13 protein-coding genes and 1 tRNA gene are annotated in these 13233 nt (G+C 66.5%); 10 read left to right on the forward strand and 4 right to left on the reverse strand.

Going from position 1 to position 13233, the window contains the following annotated elements:
• From ACM2XV_RS07440 to ACM2XV_RS07450, 3 genes are all read left to right on the forward strand, one after another.
• On the forward strand, positions 1-1481 hold a 1481-nt coding region (locus ACM2XV_RS07440), incomplete at its 5' end, for an alpha/beta hydrolase (RefSeq protein ID WP_487026475.1).
• Between the two features lie 42 nt (positions 1482-1523).
• Positions 1524-2177, forward strand: a complete 654-nt coding sequence (locus ACM2XV_RS07445) for a TetR family transcriptional regulator (protein ID WP_487026476.1) — start codon at positions 1524-1526, stop codon at positions 2175-2177.
• Between the two features lie 71 nt (positions 2178-2248).
• Positions 2249-2324 (forward strand) — tRNA-Thr (locus ACM2XV_RS07450).
• 48 nt (positions 2325-2372) lie between these two features.
• On the opposite strand, the gene ACM2XV_RS07455 is transcribed toward ACM2XV_RS07450, so the two are convergent.
• Both ACM2XV_RS07455 and ACM2XV_RS07460 read right to left on the reverse strand, forming a co-directional pair.
• The gene (locus tag ACM2XV_RS07455) at positions 2373-3008 is read right to left on the reverse strand and encodes a TetR/AcrR family transcriptional regulator (RefSeq protein ID WP_344775320.1); all 636 of its coding nucleotides are present in this window, start codon (positions 3006-3008) and stop codon (positions 2373-2375) included.
• Between the two features lie 48 nt (positions 3009-3056).
• On the reverse strand, positions 3057-3416 hold the full coding sequence (locus tag ACM2XV_RS07460; RefSeq protein ID WP_487026477.1) for a hypothetical protein: 360 nt from the start codon (positions 3414-3416) through the stop codon (positions 3057-3059).
• On the opposite strand from ACM2XV_RS07460, the gene ACM2XV_RS07465 reads away from it, so the two are divergent.
• From ACM2XV_RS07465 to ACM2XV_RS07490, 6 genes are all read left to right on the forward strand, one after another.
• The gene (locus ACM2XV_RS07465) at positions 3397-4839 is read left to right on the forward strand and encodes an ABC transporter substrate-binding protein (protein WP_487026478.1); all 1443 of its coding nucleotides are present in this window, start codon (positions 3397-3399) and stop codon (positions 4837-4839) included. The two genes, ACM2XV_RS07460 and ACM2XV_RS07465, sit on opposite strands and share 20 nt — an antisense overlap.
• A gap of 85 nt (positions 4840-4924) precedes the next feature.
• A complete protein-coding gene (locus tag ACM2XV_RS07470; protein ID WP_487026479.1) occupies positions 4925-5749 on the forward strand; it encodes an ABC transporter ATP-binding protein in 825 nt (274 codons plus the stop codon).
• Positions 5746-6558 carry an ABC transporter ATP-binding protein gene (locus tag ACM2XV_RS07475; protein WP_344775314.1) on the forward strand — a complete coding sequence of 271 codons (813 nt, stop codon included), beginning with the start codon at positions 5746-5748 and terminating at the stop codon, positions 6556-6558. The genes ACM2XV_RS07470 and ACM2XV_RS07475 overlap by 4 nt, the downstream gene beginning before the upstream one ends.
• On the forward strand, positions 6555-7625 hold the full coding sequence (locus tag ACM2XV_RS07480; protein ID WP_344775312.1) for an ABC transporter permease: 1071 nt from the start codon (positions 6555-6557) through the stop codon (positions 7623-7625). Before ACM2XV_RS07475 ends, ACM2XV_RS07480 begins: the two co-directional genes overlap by 4 nt.
• 2 nt (positions 7626-7627) lie before the next feature.
• Complete coding sequence (locus tag ACM2XV_RS07485; protein ID WP_487026480.1) at positions 7628-8719, forward strand: ABC transporter permease; 1092 nt, start codon at positions 7628-7630, stop codon at positions 8717-8719.
• Positions 8716-10983: an exo-beta-d-1,3/1,6-glucosidase gene (locus ACM2XV_RS07490; RefSeq protein ID WP_487026481.1), complete on the forward strand. Its 2268-nt coding sequence runs from the start codon at positions 8716-8718 to the stop codon at positions 10981-10983. Before ACM2XV_RS07485 ends, ACM2XV_RS07490 begins: the two co-directional genes overlap by 4 nt.
• Before the next feature lie 142 nt (positions 10984-11125).
• Here ACM2XV_RS07490 and ACM2XV_RS07495 read toward each other — a convergent pair whose 3' ends face one another.
• Positions 11126-11752, reverse strand: coding sequence for a LysE family translocator (locus ACM2XV_RS07495; protein WP_487026482.1), 627 nt, complete (start codon positions 11750-11752; stop codon positions 11126-11128).
• A 101-nt stretch (positions 11753-11853) separates the two neighbouring features.
• Between ACM2XV_RS07495 and ACM2XV_RS07500 the strand changes: the two genes are divergently transcribed.
• Positions 11854-12309, forward strand: coding sequence for an Lrp/AsnC family transcriptional regulator (locus tag ACM2XV_RS07500; protein WP_487026483.1), 456 nt, complete (start codon positions 11854-11856; stop codon positions 12307-12309).
• 66 nt (positions 12310-12375) lie between these two features.
• On the opposite strand, the gene ACM2XV_RS07505 is transcribed toward ACM2XV_RS07500, so the two are convergent.
• Positions 12376-13071: an MgtC/SapB family protein gene (locus tag ACM2XV_RS07505; protein ID WP_487026484.1), complete on the reverse strand. Its 696-nt coding sequence runs from the start codon at positions 13069-13071 to the stop codon at positions 12376-12378.
• Between the last annotated feature and the right edge of the window lie 162 nt (positions 13072-13233).

Genomic DNA, 13233 nt, shown 5'->3' on the forward strand with positions numbered 1-13233 from the left:
CGCAGCACAAACTGCCCACGCAGACGTCGACCCCCGTGGCTTCGCCGGCGGCGACCGACGGGCTCTCGGGCGCCGACGCGGCGGCGCAGCAGAAGTACTACGGCCAGGCGCTCGTCTGGTCCGACTGCGGCGGCGGCTTCCAATGCGCTACGGCGAAGGCCCCGCTCGACTGGGCACACCCGAGCCAGGGCGACCCGATCAGCCTCGCGCTGATACGGAAGCCCGCGACCGGCGCCAAGCAGGGGTCTCTGTTCGTGAACCCCGGCGGCCCCGGCGTCTCGGGCGTCGACTTCGTGCGCAACAGCGTCGGTGCGACCTCCGCCACCCTGCAGAAGCACTTCGACGTCGTCGGGTGGGACCCCCGCGGGGTCGGGAAGTCCTCCGCCGTCACGTGTTACGACGACAAGGGGCTCGACGACTTCCTCTACGGCATCACCCCGGGCGAGCGGGGCAGCGACGAGTGGCTCGCGGCCAGCAAGAAGTCTGTGAGCGATCTCGGGCAGGCCTGCCTCAAGAACACCGGCCAATTGCTCGGGCACGTCGACACGGCGACGACCGCGCACGATCTCGACATGCTGCGGGCCAACGTCGGCGACCAGAAGCTCAACTATCTGGGCTTCAGCTATGGCACCATGATCGGCGCGATCTACGCCGACCTGTTCCCGAAGACCGTCGGCCGCATGACTCTCGACGGCGTCGTCGACCCGGCATCCAGCTACGACGAGCTGACCGAGCTGCAGGCCAAGGGCTTCGAGTCCAACTTGCGCGCATATGCGCAGTGGTGCCTCGGCCAGGACAAGAGCTGTCCCTTCAGCGGCTCGGTCGATCAGGTGATGAACACCATCGCCGGCATGCTCGACACGGTGCAGAAGCACCCGATCAAGAACTCCGACGGGCGGATGCTGGGGGCGAGCACCCTGCTGCTCGCGATCATCACCCCGCTGTACTCGACGTCGAACTGGCCCGCGCTCGACACGCTCTTCAAAGACGTCGAGCGCGGCAGCGCCCGGGTGGCCTTCATCCTCGCCGACGAGTACAACGACCGCGACTCGAACGGGACCTACACGACCAACACGGCGGTGGCGTTCCAGTCGATCGACTGCCTCGACTACACCTTCGACACCGACCCGGCTCACATGGCCGCCGAGGCGAAGCGCGTCGCGCAGGTCGCACCGGTGATGGGGCCGTTCTTCAGCTACGGCGGCATCACCTGCTGGAACTGGCCGTTCAAACCGGTGCGCACGCCGGCGCCGGTGCACGCGACGGAGTCGGCTCCGATCCTGGTGCTCGGCACCACCAACGATCCGGCGACTCCGTATCAGGAATCCGTCAACCTCGCCAACGATCTCGACAACGGCCATCTCGTCACCTGGAACGGCTCAGGCCACACCGCCTACGGGCGCTCCAACTCCTGCGTGTCGAACACCGTCGACGACTACTTCGTGAAGGGCAGCGTTCCTGCGAGAGATCCCCACTGCTGACATGTGGTGCAAGTTTGCAGGCACTGCAACGATAATGGTGGCGTGACTGATCTCAAGGAACCCGGCCTGAGGGAGCGCAAGCGCGTCGCGACGCGGCACGCCATCGAACGCGCGGCGATCGACCTGTCGATCGACAAGGGCTATGAGAACGTCACGGTCGATGAGATCGCCGAGGCGGCGGATGTCTCGCCCCGCACTTTCTTCAACTACTTCCCGTCCAAAGAGGCGGCGGTCGTCGGCCAGCTTCCCGAGGGGCCGCAGCCCGAGACGATCAGCGCCTTCCTCGCGGCGCCTGCCGAGCAGCCGATCCTCGACGGCATCCGCGCCATGCTCACGAGCTTTCTCGATGCGAAGAGCGACGAGGACACTCGGGCGGCCCACGCGCTGCAGGAGGAGCGGATGCAGCTGATGCTGCGGCACCCCCACCTGTTCCGCCAGCGCATGGAGAACATGGAGGATCTCACGAACCAGATCATCGAGATCGTCTCGAAACGGCTCGTGGTGCTCGACCCCGCGCTCGAGTCCGAGCCGACCACGCTGCGCGAGCGCGCGCGGCTCGTCGTGTTCGTGTCGTTCGCCGGGGTGCGCAATGCGTGGGCGAGCTGGGCAGACCGCGGTGGGAAGGGGCGCCTCTCGGAGTGCGTCGACCGCTCGTTCGAGCAGCTGCACCAGCTGGCGACGCAGGTGAAGGTCTAGGGCGCGCTTCGGCGTCGTTTGCACTCCGGTTCGTCCTGTAAACTCTTCAATCGTGTGCGGTTCGCCGCCACGCCGCCTTAGCTCAGTCGGCAGAGCGATTCACTCGTAATGAATAGGTCAAGGGTTCGATTCCCTTAGGCGGCTCCACACGAAGAATCCCCGGTCTTGCCGGGGATTTTTCGCATTATGGGACAGTTAGGGCTCGCGGACGTAGGAGGACAGTGACGGCCCCGGACGCAGGACAGCGTTCACGATCGCCTGAATTGCGAACTCGGTGGCGGCCGCAAGTTCGATAGCCTTCGGATCAAGCAGCCACTGCAACTGCAAGCCGTCCATAACAGCCAGAATCGACGCGGCGGCCTGGTCGATGGTGTCGGGGTCGCCGACATTCTCGCTCGCGCACAATTCTCGGAATGCGGCCTCGATCTCCGTACGCAACGAGCGATAGCGCTCCTCGAAGAATGTTCGCGCCGGGTGGCCGTCGGTCACGGCCTCGGCCGAGAGCACGGTGTAGACCTGAACGATTCCGGGGCGCAGGTTGTTGCGCAACGCAGTTCCGACGAGATGCATGAACAGCGCGGCGCCGCCTGGCATGTGCTGGCCGTGAAGGTGCGCGACATCGTCTTGATCGCGATGCTCGAGCACTTCAAGAAGCAGTGCTCGCTTGGACCCGAAGTGGTGCAGGACGCCGGCGTGCGTCATGCCGACCTGCTCGGCGATGTCTGCCAGGGTTCCGTTCGTCGAACCCTTGGCGCCGAACGTCTCCATCGCGGCGCGGAGGATCTCATTGCGTTTGCGCTCGGTCTCTGGGCGAGGGGTTGTGCTGGCCACGGCACCGCCCTTCTGCTTTCTGCTGATGGGCGAGCCTAGCACCCGGCATCAGCAACTTGCTTTCTGGTCAGTAAGCAAGCTATCGTCAGCCGACGTCGCCTGCGTTGCAGGCCGCGGAAACAGTGTTGTTCCCAGGGGAGAAGCAATGAGGCTTAGGAAGTACATGATCACGGCGTCCGCAATTGCGGCCCTCGGCGCGTTGGCGCTGACGGGGTGCTCAGGCAGCGGATCCAAGGCATCGGGCGGCTCGAGCGCATCGGGCGGATCACTCACGATCGCCAAGCCCGACGGCGCCGCAGTGTTGACCACGGAGATCAACAACCCGTTCATCAGCACCGGCTCCGGTGCATCGCTCGGATACGACCGGATGATCTTCGAGCCGCTCGCAATGGTGAACCCGGTGGGCAAGAACGAGACCACGCCGTGGCTGGCCTCGAAGGTGGAGTGGAACGCGGACTTCACGCAGCTCACGGTTACGCCTCGTGCCGGCGTCAAATGGAGTGACGGGAAGCCCTTCACCGCCGACGACATCGTCTTCACCTACAACCTCATCAAGAACAATCCGGCGCTCGACCTGGGTGGACTCAAGCTTTCGGACATCAAGAAGGTCGGCGGCAACGTCGTCCTCAGCTTCTCGGAGTCGAAGTTCGTCAAGCAGGGCGATGTGCTCCAGGTGGGCATCGTTCCCGAGCACCAGTGGAAGAACATCGCCGACCCGACCAAGGACGCGGTCAAGGATGCCGTCGGCACGGGCCCGTACACGATCCAGACGTTCTCGTCGCAGGGCGTCGTGCTCAAGGCGCGCACGGACTACTGGGGCGGCAAGGTTCCGGTGGCCCAGCTCAAGTACCTGGAGTACAACGACAACACGGGTCTTCTCCGAGGCCTCCAGAGCGGCGAGACCGACTGGGCCCAGATCTTCATCACCGATTACCAGAAGAACTACGTCGACAAGGACCCGAAGCACAACGTGTTCTGGGGTGCGAACATCCTGAGCCCGGACATGATCGAGGTCAACACGACCAAGGCTCCGTTCAACAACGTCGCGTTCCGCAAGGCCGTCAACATGGTCGTCGACCGCAAGGCGCACGCTGAGAAGGCCCGCAGCAACGCCGGTCCCGAGCTGAAGAGCGTGACCGGCATCCCGCAGCCGACGGGCGATCAGTACATCGCGCCCGAGTACAAGGGGCAGGACTTGAAGATCGATGTCGACGGCGCCAAGAAGGTGCTCACTGACGCCGGCTATACCTGGAAGAGCGGCGCTCTGATCGATCCCTCGGGCAAGCCGGTCTCGTTCACGCTGCAGGACCCCCAGGGGTGGAACGACTACGTCACCGGCATCCAGCTGATCGCGACGCAGATCAAGAAGACGCTGGGCGCGGACGCCAAGGTCGCCACGCCCGACGCCGACACGTGGACGACGAACGTCGCGACGGGCAACTTCGACGCCGTTCTGCACTGGACCGGCAGCGGCTCGAACCCCTGGCACATCTACGACGACGTGATGAACGGCGCCTACCTCGACCAGGCCTCCGGCGGCAAGGTGGCAGACAACTTCGGACGGTACAACAACCCCGAAGCGACCGCTCTGCTCAAGGAGTACGCGTCCGCCTCGGACGACGCAGCCCGCACCGTCGCACTCAACAAGATCCAGAAGATCTTCGTCGATGACGTCCCTGCGATCCCGATCGGCACCCACCCGCAGCTCGGCGAGTACAACACCCGGAAGTACACGGGGTGGCCGAGCGAGGACGACCAGTACGCGACGGCCGACCCGACGCAGCCTTGGGCGGTACAGGTCCTCATGAAGCTGAAGCCTGCGGGCAAGTAACCACTCCGACAAGTCCGGGGCGGAAGGCGGGAGCGATCCGATTCCGCCCCGGGCGCTTCGCGGTCAGCAGGAAAGCGACAAGCTCATGACAGACTCTCTCCTCTCTGTGCGCGACTTCTCGGTCGTGTACGACGTGGATCCGCCGGTCCGTGCGGTGAAGGACGTCACCCTCGACATCAAGCGCGGTGAGATCGTCGGTCTCGCCGGCGAAAGTGGCTGCGGCAAGACGACTCTCGCCTACGGCGTGCAGCGCCTCCTCCGGCCCCCGGCCGTCATCACCGGCGGAGACGTCGTCTTCCACGACAAGTCCGGCGATGATGTCGACATCAATTCGCTCGGCGTGGAGGAAATGCGCCGGTTCCGCTGGGACAAGGTCTCCATGGTCTTCCAGGGCGCGATGAACGCCCTCAATCCGGTGGCGACGATCGGCTCGCAGCTCGAGGACGTCTTCCTCGTGCACCGACCCGAGATGAGCCGCCTCGAGCGTCGCAATGCGGTCGTGGAGCTCCTCGAGATCGTGAAGGTCGGTGGCCAGCGACTGCGCTCATATCCGCACGAACTGTCGGGCGGCATGCGCCAGCGCGTCATGATCGCGATGGCGCTGGCGCTGCGCCCTCAGCTGATGGTCATGGACGAGCCCACGACAGCCCTCGACGTTCTCGTGCAGCGCGAGATCCTGCGGCAGATCTCCCAGCTGCGGCACGAGTTCGGCTTCTCGGTCATTTTCATCACCCACGACCTTCCTCTCCTGCTCGAGATCAGCGACCGCATTGCGATCATGCGCGAGGGCGAAATCGTCGAGTTGGCTCCCGCCGAGCGCATCTGGAACGACCCGCAGCACGAGTACACCAGAAAGCTCCTCGCCTCGTTCCCGCGGCTCACGGGCGAGAAGGGGGTGGTCGCGCGATGACGACCCTCGAGTTCAAGAACGTCACGAAGATCTACAACGTCCGCGGCGCGGGACAGCTCAAGGCCCTCGACGACGTCAGCTTCACGCTCAATTCGCATCAGACGATCGGCCTTGTCGGCCAGTCCGGAAGCGGCAAGTCGACGATCGCGAAGATCCTCACGCAGCTCGAGACGCCGACGCGCGGCGAGATCCTGCTCGACGGTGTCCCGATTCCGCGCTCGGGAAAGGGCCTGCGGCGCTACCGCCAGCAGCTGCGGATGGTGTTCCAGGACCCATTCGCCTCTCTGAACCCCTATCACTCGATCCGCCATCACATCGAGCGCCCGCTCAGGCTGGACGACGTCGTTCCACGCAACGAGGTCGACGACGAGGTGCGGCGACTGCTGCTGCGGGTGCGCCTCGATGCCGACGCGGTGATCGACCGACGTCCTCACGAGCTGTCGGGCGGGCAGCGTCAGCGCGTCGCCATCGCCCGTGCGCTCGCATCGCGTCCCGCCATCCTCGTCGCTGACGAGCCGGTGTCAATGCTCGACGTGTCGATCCGCCTGGGTGTGCTCGGGCTTCTGGCCGACCTCCAGCGAGAGGAGGGGCTCGGCGTCCTGTACATCACGCACGACCTGGCAACCGCGCGGCACTTCAGTGACGAGATCATGGTGCTCAACCAGGGCAGGGTCGTCGAACAAGGCCCTGCCGACGACGTCATCCTGAACCCGCGCGACCCCTACACACGCGAGTTGCGCGCCGCTTCGCCCGACCCCGAGAAGCACTTCCGGGAACTGTCGGCACGGACTTCGGGAGGTGCGCAGTGAGCGCCGATTCGCAGACAACGATCGACCCGACGCTCGTCGGGACGACAGCCACCGGCACGGATCGACAGGGCTCGCGTGTTCCCTGGCGCTTCATCGGCGGCCGCGCGGTGTTCTACCTGTTCACCCTCTGGGCAGCGATCACCATGAACTTCTTCCTGCCTCGATTGCTGAAGGGGGACGCGGTCGACTCGTTCATGGCGCGCAGTCAGGGTCAGCTGACGCCAGCCGCTGAGAAGGCGCTGCGTGCCCTCTTCGGCCTGGACAAATCGGTCCCACTCTGGGAGCAGTACCTCAACTACTGGAACATGCTCCTGCACGGCAATCTCGGGGTCTCGATCTCGACCGGGCTCGCGCCCGTGGGCGATGCGATCGCTTCTGCGCTTCCGTGGACGCTGGGACTGGTCGGCGTCGCCACGATCATCTCGTTCCTTATCGGGACGGGCCTGGGCGCCGTGATCGGGTGGAGACGCGGGAGCCGCCTCGATGCTTTCGTCCCGGTCACGACGTTCCTCGGCACCGTCCCATACTTCTGGCTCGGACTGATCTTCATCGCGATCTTCTCCACCGCGCTCGGCTGGTTCCCCGCTGGCCACGCGTACGAGATCGGTGTCGAACCCGGCTGGAACGGCGATTTCATCTCAGAGGTGGTCTCGCACGCCGCGCTGCCGGTGGCCACGATCGTGATCGTGTCCCTTGGCGGCTGGGTGCTCGGAATGCGGAACATGATGCTCACCGTGCTTGACGAGGACTACATCACGGTCGCGCAGGCCAAGGGCATGCCGAACCAGCGAGTGCTGTGGAAGTACGCCGCCCGCAACGCGGTGCTCCCGCAAATCCAGAGCTTCGCCCTTGCGATCGGCTTCATCGTCGGCGGCACGCTCGTGATGGAGATGGTCTTCTCCTATCCCGGAATCGGATTGCTGCTCCTCAACGCGACCAACGCGAAGGACTACGCGCTGATGCAAGGCATCTTCCTCGTCCTCGTTCTCGCCGTTCTGGTCGCGAACATCCTCGCGGACGTCGCGTACGCCATCCTCGATCCCCGCACCCGCCAGACGGAGGCCTGATCATGAACACCCCCGCTGAGAAGACGCCCGCCATCGTGCAACCGGTCGGCGCCGGTGCTCCCGAGACCGCGGTGATCCTCGCCACCGGTCCGGAAGGCAGCACGGAACGCGCCCCGGAGAAGACATTCTGGTCGCAGCTCAAAGCCTCGATGGCGATGTTCGGGAACGCGAAGTCCGCCACCGGTCTGATCATCTTGGGTTTATTTGCGCTCGTCGCGATCTTCGCCCCGTGGATCGCGCCGACGGACCCCAACTCTCAGAATCTGAACGACACGCTGCAGCCCCCGTCGCTGCATCATCTCCTCGGCACGACGCACATCGGCCAGGACGTCTTCAGCCAACTCGTCTACGGAACCCGTGGCGTCCTCGTCGTCGGATTCCTCGCAACCATCATGGCCACGGTCGTAGCGATCGCCGTCGGCGTGACCGCCGGCTACTTGCGCGGCTGGCGGAGCGAATCACTGTCGGCGCTGTCGAACGTGTTCCTCGTGATTCCGGGGCTGCCGCTTATGATCATCGTCGCCTCGCAATTCCAGGACCCGCCGCTCTGGGTCGTCGCCGCCGTCCTCGGCTTCACAGGCTGGGCGTGGGGCGCGCGAGTGCTGCGCGCGCAGACGATGTCGCTGCGCAATCGCGACTTCATCCAGGCCGCCCGCGCCAACGGGGAGCCGCTGCACCGCATCATCCTGGTAGAGATGCTGCCCAACCTCATGGCCATCATTGCCTCGAGTTTCGTCGGCACCATGACGGCGGCGGTGCTCGGGCTGACGACCCTTGCCTTCATCGGTGTGATCCCAGTGTCGAATCTCAACTGGGGGACCATCCTGTTCTGGGCGCAGCAGAACAACGCGTTTCCTGACTACTGGTGGTGGTATGTGCCGGCGGGCCTATGCATCGCACTCCTCGGCGTGGCGCTGTCGCTGATCAACTTCGGCATCGACGAGTACGTCAACCCGCGCCTGCGCTCTGCCGGCGAGCACGCTCGGTCCATGAAGCGAAGGGGCCTCAACATCAACGCCTCGGTAACCCAGGTTCGCACCGCGCAGGCGGCCGCTGCCGCCGGCGGGGCCGCGTCGGAAGGCGACGCCGTATGACGTCACTGGGGGCGCCCACGGCTCCCGTCGACCGCGAGTATCTGCCCTACCAGGACCCATCCCTGACGACCGCCGAGCGCGTCAGCGACCTGCTCGGGCGGATGAGCGTCGAAGAGAAGGTCGGGCAGATGCTGCAGCTCGACGCGCGCGACGACTTGCGCGACCACGTGCTGCGGCGCCACGTCGGATCGATCCTGCACACCTCGCCTGAGCGGATTCTTGAGGCCAATCGGCTGACTCAGGAGACCCGGCTGCGGATCCCCTTGCTCGTCGGCGAGGACTGCATCCATGGCCACTCCTTCTGGCCAGGCGCGACGATCTATCCGACGCAGCTCGGTATGGCCGCCTCCTGGGATGCCGAACTGATCGAACGAGTCGCCCGCGCCACCGCCGAAGAGGTCGCTGCGACGGGGGTGCACTGGACCTTCTCGCCGGTGCTGTGCATCGCCCGGGACCTGCGCTGGGGGCGCATCAGTGAGACGTTCGGTGAAGATCCCTTCCTTATCGGCGAGCTGGCGAGCGCCATGGTGCGGGGCTATCAGGGCACGGGGCTCGGCGACCCGACCGCGATCCTCGCGACGGCCAAGCACTTCGCCGGGTACTCGGAGACGCAGGGCGGCCGCGATGCGAGCGAGGCCGACATCTCTCGGCGCAAGCTGCGTAGCTGGTTCCTCCCACCGTTCGAGCGGGTGGCGCGGGAGGGATGCCGGACCTTCATGCTCGGCTACCAGAGCACCGACGGCGTGCCGATCACGGTGAACGACTGGCTCCTGAACGACGTGCTGCGCGGCGAGTGGGGCTACACCGGAACGCTCATCACCGACTGGGACAACGTCGGCCGCATGGTGTGGGAGCAGAAGGTGCAGCCCGACTACGCCCACGCGGCGGCCGCAGCGGTGATCGCCGGGAACGACATGGTGATGACCACGCCGCTCTTCTACGAAGGCGCGCTGGAGGCCGTCGCCCAGGGCCTCCTGTCTGAAGATGCCTTCGACGCCGCCGTGGGGCGCATCTTGGCGCTCAAGTTCGACCTTGGCCTGTTCGAGAACCCGCGCCTTCCGATCTCGGATCTGGACAGCGTGATAGGCAGCGCCTCCGGCGCCGCGCTCAATCTCGAGGTCGCGCGCCGCTCAATCGTGCTGCTCGAGAACGACGGAACCCTGCCCCTTTCTAGCTCGGATCCGCTTCGTGTCGCGGTGGTCGGCCCTCTCGCCGATGACGCACAGACTCAGCTCGGCGACTGGGCGGGAGGATCAGGGCAGGCCGGTTGGCTCGACGGCCAACCGAGGCAGATGATCACCACGGTGCTCGACGGGATCCGCGACATCGATGGCTGGTCCGTTCGGTACGCTCCCGGCGCAGGCATCCTCACCCTTGAGGACGACCCCCGGGGCGCGACGTTCCCCGACGGGCAGCCTCGACCACAGGTGGTCGTGCCCTGTCCGCCGGACCAGGGCCTTCTCGACGATGCCGCCGCCGCAGCCGACGAGTCGGACGTCATCGTGGCCGTTGTCGGCGACCGCATCGAGCTCGTGGGGGAGGGCCGCTCGACCGCGACGCTCGAGCTCATCGGGGGCCAGACCGCCCTGCTTGACGAGATGATCGCGACGGGGAAGCCCGTCATCGTCATCCTTCTCGCGTCGAAGCCCCTCGTCCTGCCGCAATCGGTCGCCCACGCGGCCGCCGTGATCTGGGCCGCGAATCCGGGCATGCAGGGCGGCCGGGCGATCGCCGAGCTCCTCGCGGGTCGCATCGAGCCAACCGGGCGCCTGCCGATCTCGTTCGCCCGGCACGTCGGTCAGCAGCCGACGTACTACAACCAGATCCGAGGGCAGCACGGCGAGCGCTACGCCGACCTCACGCAGCAGCCGACTTGGGCTTTCGGCGAAGGCCTCTCGTACACCACCGTCGAGTACGCCGACCTGGCGCTCGCGCGGACCCGCCTCGGGCCGAGCGACACCATCGTGGCTGAGGTAACGGTTCGCAACACCGGCACCCGCCCGGTACGCGAAACCGTGCAGCTATATGTGCGTGACACGATCACCAGCGTCAGTTGGGCGGATAAGGAGTTGAAGGCCTACCGTCAGGTCGATCTCGCCGCGGGCGAGTCGGCCAGAGTGCGTGTGGAGCTTCCGGTCTCCGAGTGCTCCATCGTGGACGCGGCGGGGGTTCGGCGTGTCGAGGAAGGAGATTTCGAAGTGCTCGTCGGCCCGTCCTCCCGCGAATCTGCGTTGCTCGTGGCCGGTTTCTCGCTCGTTGCGTGACGCCCGCTACGCCGGCCCGACCTCGTGCTCGGCGAGGAACGCCACGACATCGCTGATGGCGCGGTTGACGTGCGGGTGCCTCAGGGGCGTACTCGAAGATGCTCTCCACCGCCTCGAGCGGGAACGTCTGCCGGATGCGCGGCTAGCGCAACGCGTGGGCGCCTTCGATGAGGATCGAGATTCCGAGCACGACCATGATGACGCCGGATGCCTTCGCGACGACCACGCTCGCCTGGGGGCGTGAACCGAGGAGGCGACGTGCCAGGAGCGCGACGACGGTATAGACCACCGCGCAGTTCAGCAGGTGCAGACTGCCGAGAACGAGCATCTGCGCGGCGGGCGCCCACGCCGCGGTCGGCGAAGTGAACTGGGGGAGCAGCGCGAGCAGGAGCAGCAGGCCCTTCGGGTTGATGGCGCTGACGCCGGCGCCGCGCAGGAGCTGGGCCATGGCGCGGCCTCGCACCGGGTGGTCGGATGCGCGGACCGTCTCGACCCGGCGCCGAAGCACAGAGACGCCGAGATAGACGAGATAGCAGGCGCCGGCGAGTGTCAGGGCGGTCAGGGCGATCGGGTAGCGGGTGACGAGAGCGCCGATGCCGAACGCGATGACGGCGATGACCAGCGCGTACCCCGAGAGCATTCCGACGATCGACGGGAAGGGCGAGCGGGCGCGCAACCCCGCCGAGATGGCGTAAGCCCAATCGGCGCCCGGGGTCACGGCGAGCAGCACGGCGACCAGCCAGAACTGACCGAGCAGTGTGATGTCCACCGTCATCTCCTTTGCGTAGGGCTACGAGGCTACGCAGGAAGCGCCAGAAGGTGCTCCGTTTCTTCGACTAATTCGGCGCAGATGGTGGAAGACTTACGAAGATGGACGCACTTGACCGAGAGATTCTCTCTCTGCTCCAAGATGACGGGCGGATGAGCGCCACCGAGCTCGCCGGGCGCATCGGTCTCAGCTTGAGCGCGTGCCATCGGCGGCTCAAGGATCTCGAGAACTCGGGCGCCATCGAGCGATACCGGGCGATCGTCTCGCCCGAGGCTGTCGGCCTTGGCTTCGAGGCGATCGTCTTCGTCACCCTGGAGCGCACCGGAGTCGAGACGGTCGCCGACTTCGAGGCCGCTGTCACCGAGATCCCGGCGATCACCGACGCGCAGCGTCTGTTCGGCCAGCCCGACTACCTGTTCCGGGTGCTCACCACAGATCTCGCCGCGTACCAGCAGCTGTTCGACACGCAGCTCAGCGGGCTGCCCGGCGTGCAGCGACTCACGTCGACCCTGGTGATGAAGAGGATCGGCGACGACCGGACCGTGCCGATCGCGTGATCGGTGCGCGGCGGCCGGCGCACCGCTCGCGTCGGCCGCGGGCCAGTCACACAGCCGGGGTCAGCGCTACTCGAGATCGCTCTCACCGATCAGCTGCACGCTGCGCACCCCGTCGATGTCGGCGAGCGTGGCGACGAGCGGGTCCGGGTTCGCGGCACCGGCGAGTTCGAGCGTGAGCGCGGCGGTGCCGCCGGGCCCCGGCGCCTGCGGCTCCGCGCGCTGCACGGCCCAGCCGCTGCCGGTGATGGAGCTGAGGATGCCGCGCAGCAGCCCGCGACCGTCCTCGTAGACCACCTCGAGCTGGATCTCGGCGTTGCGGCTTCCGGGCAGCCGCATGCTCACGGCGCGCAGCCCGTAGGCGATCACGAAGTGCAGGGCGGTCACGACGAGGGCGAGCAGCCAGAGGCCGGCGCCCGCGGCCATGCCGATCGCCGCCGTCTCCCACACGGATGCCGCCGTGGTGAGTCCCCGGACGGCGCCGCGCCTCGTGAGGATGAGGCCCGCGCCGAGGAATCCGATGCCCGACACGATCTGCGCGGCGACACGCGACGGGTCGAGGATCACGTTGCTCGAGAGCACGTCCATGAAGCCGTACTTCGACACGAGCATGAACAGCGCCGACGCCGTTCCGACGATGGCCTGCGTGCGCAGCCCCGCGCTGCGGCCGCGCAGCTGCCGCTCCAGCCCGATCAGCGCGCTCAGCCCGAACGCGAGCAGCAGCTCGCAGACCTGCAGCCAACCCTGCCCCTCGAACACCGTCATGACGGTGCGGTTCCCAGTTGGGGCGAGTTCGATCGCGACCGGGGGCGCTGATGCCGCGTGTCCGTGCCCACGTCCACGTCCGCCGCGTCGGCCGCTCGGCGAGCGCAGAAGCAGGGCGAGCGGATGCCTACGCCGGCACCGCGTCGAGCAGGGGGCCGAGCG

This window comes from Gryllotalpicola sp. CP2-P1, assembly GCF_057512245.1.

Excerpts from the sequence above, each read along its gene's own strand:
- ACM2XV_RS07465 (WP_487026478.1), top strand. The coding sequence starts at position 3,397 with ATGGTGAACCCGGTGGGCAAGAACGAGACCACGCCGTGGCTGGCCTCG.
- ACM2XV_RS07470 (WP_487026479.1), top strand. The coding sequence starts at position 4,925 with ATGACAGACTCTCTCCTCTCTGTGCGCGACTTCTCGGTCGTGTACGAC.
- ACM2XV_RS07475 (WP_344775314.1), top strand. The coding sequence starts at position 5,746 with ATGACGACCCTCGAGTTCAAGAACGTCACGAAGATCTACAACGTCCGC.
- ACM2XV_RS07485 (WP_487026480.1), top strand. The coding sequence starts at position 7,628 with ATGAACACCCCCGCTGAGAAGACGCCCGCCATCGTGCAACCGGTCGGC.
- ACM2XV_RS07490 (WP_487026481.1), top strand. The coding sequence starts at position 8,716 with ATGACGTCACTGGGGGCGCCCACGGCTCCCGTCGACCGCGAGTATCTG.
- ACM2XV_RS07500 (WP_487026483.1), top strand. The coding sequence starts at position 11,854 with ATGGACGCACTTGACCGAGAGATTCTCTCTCTGCTCCAAGATGACGGG.
- ACM2XV_RS07505 (WP_487026484.1), bottom strand. The coding sequence starts at position 13,071 with ATGACGGTGTTCGAGGGGCAGGGTTGGCTGCAGGTCTGCGAGCTGCTG.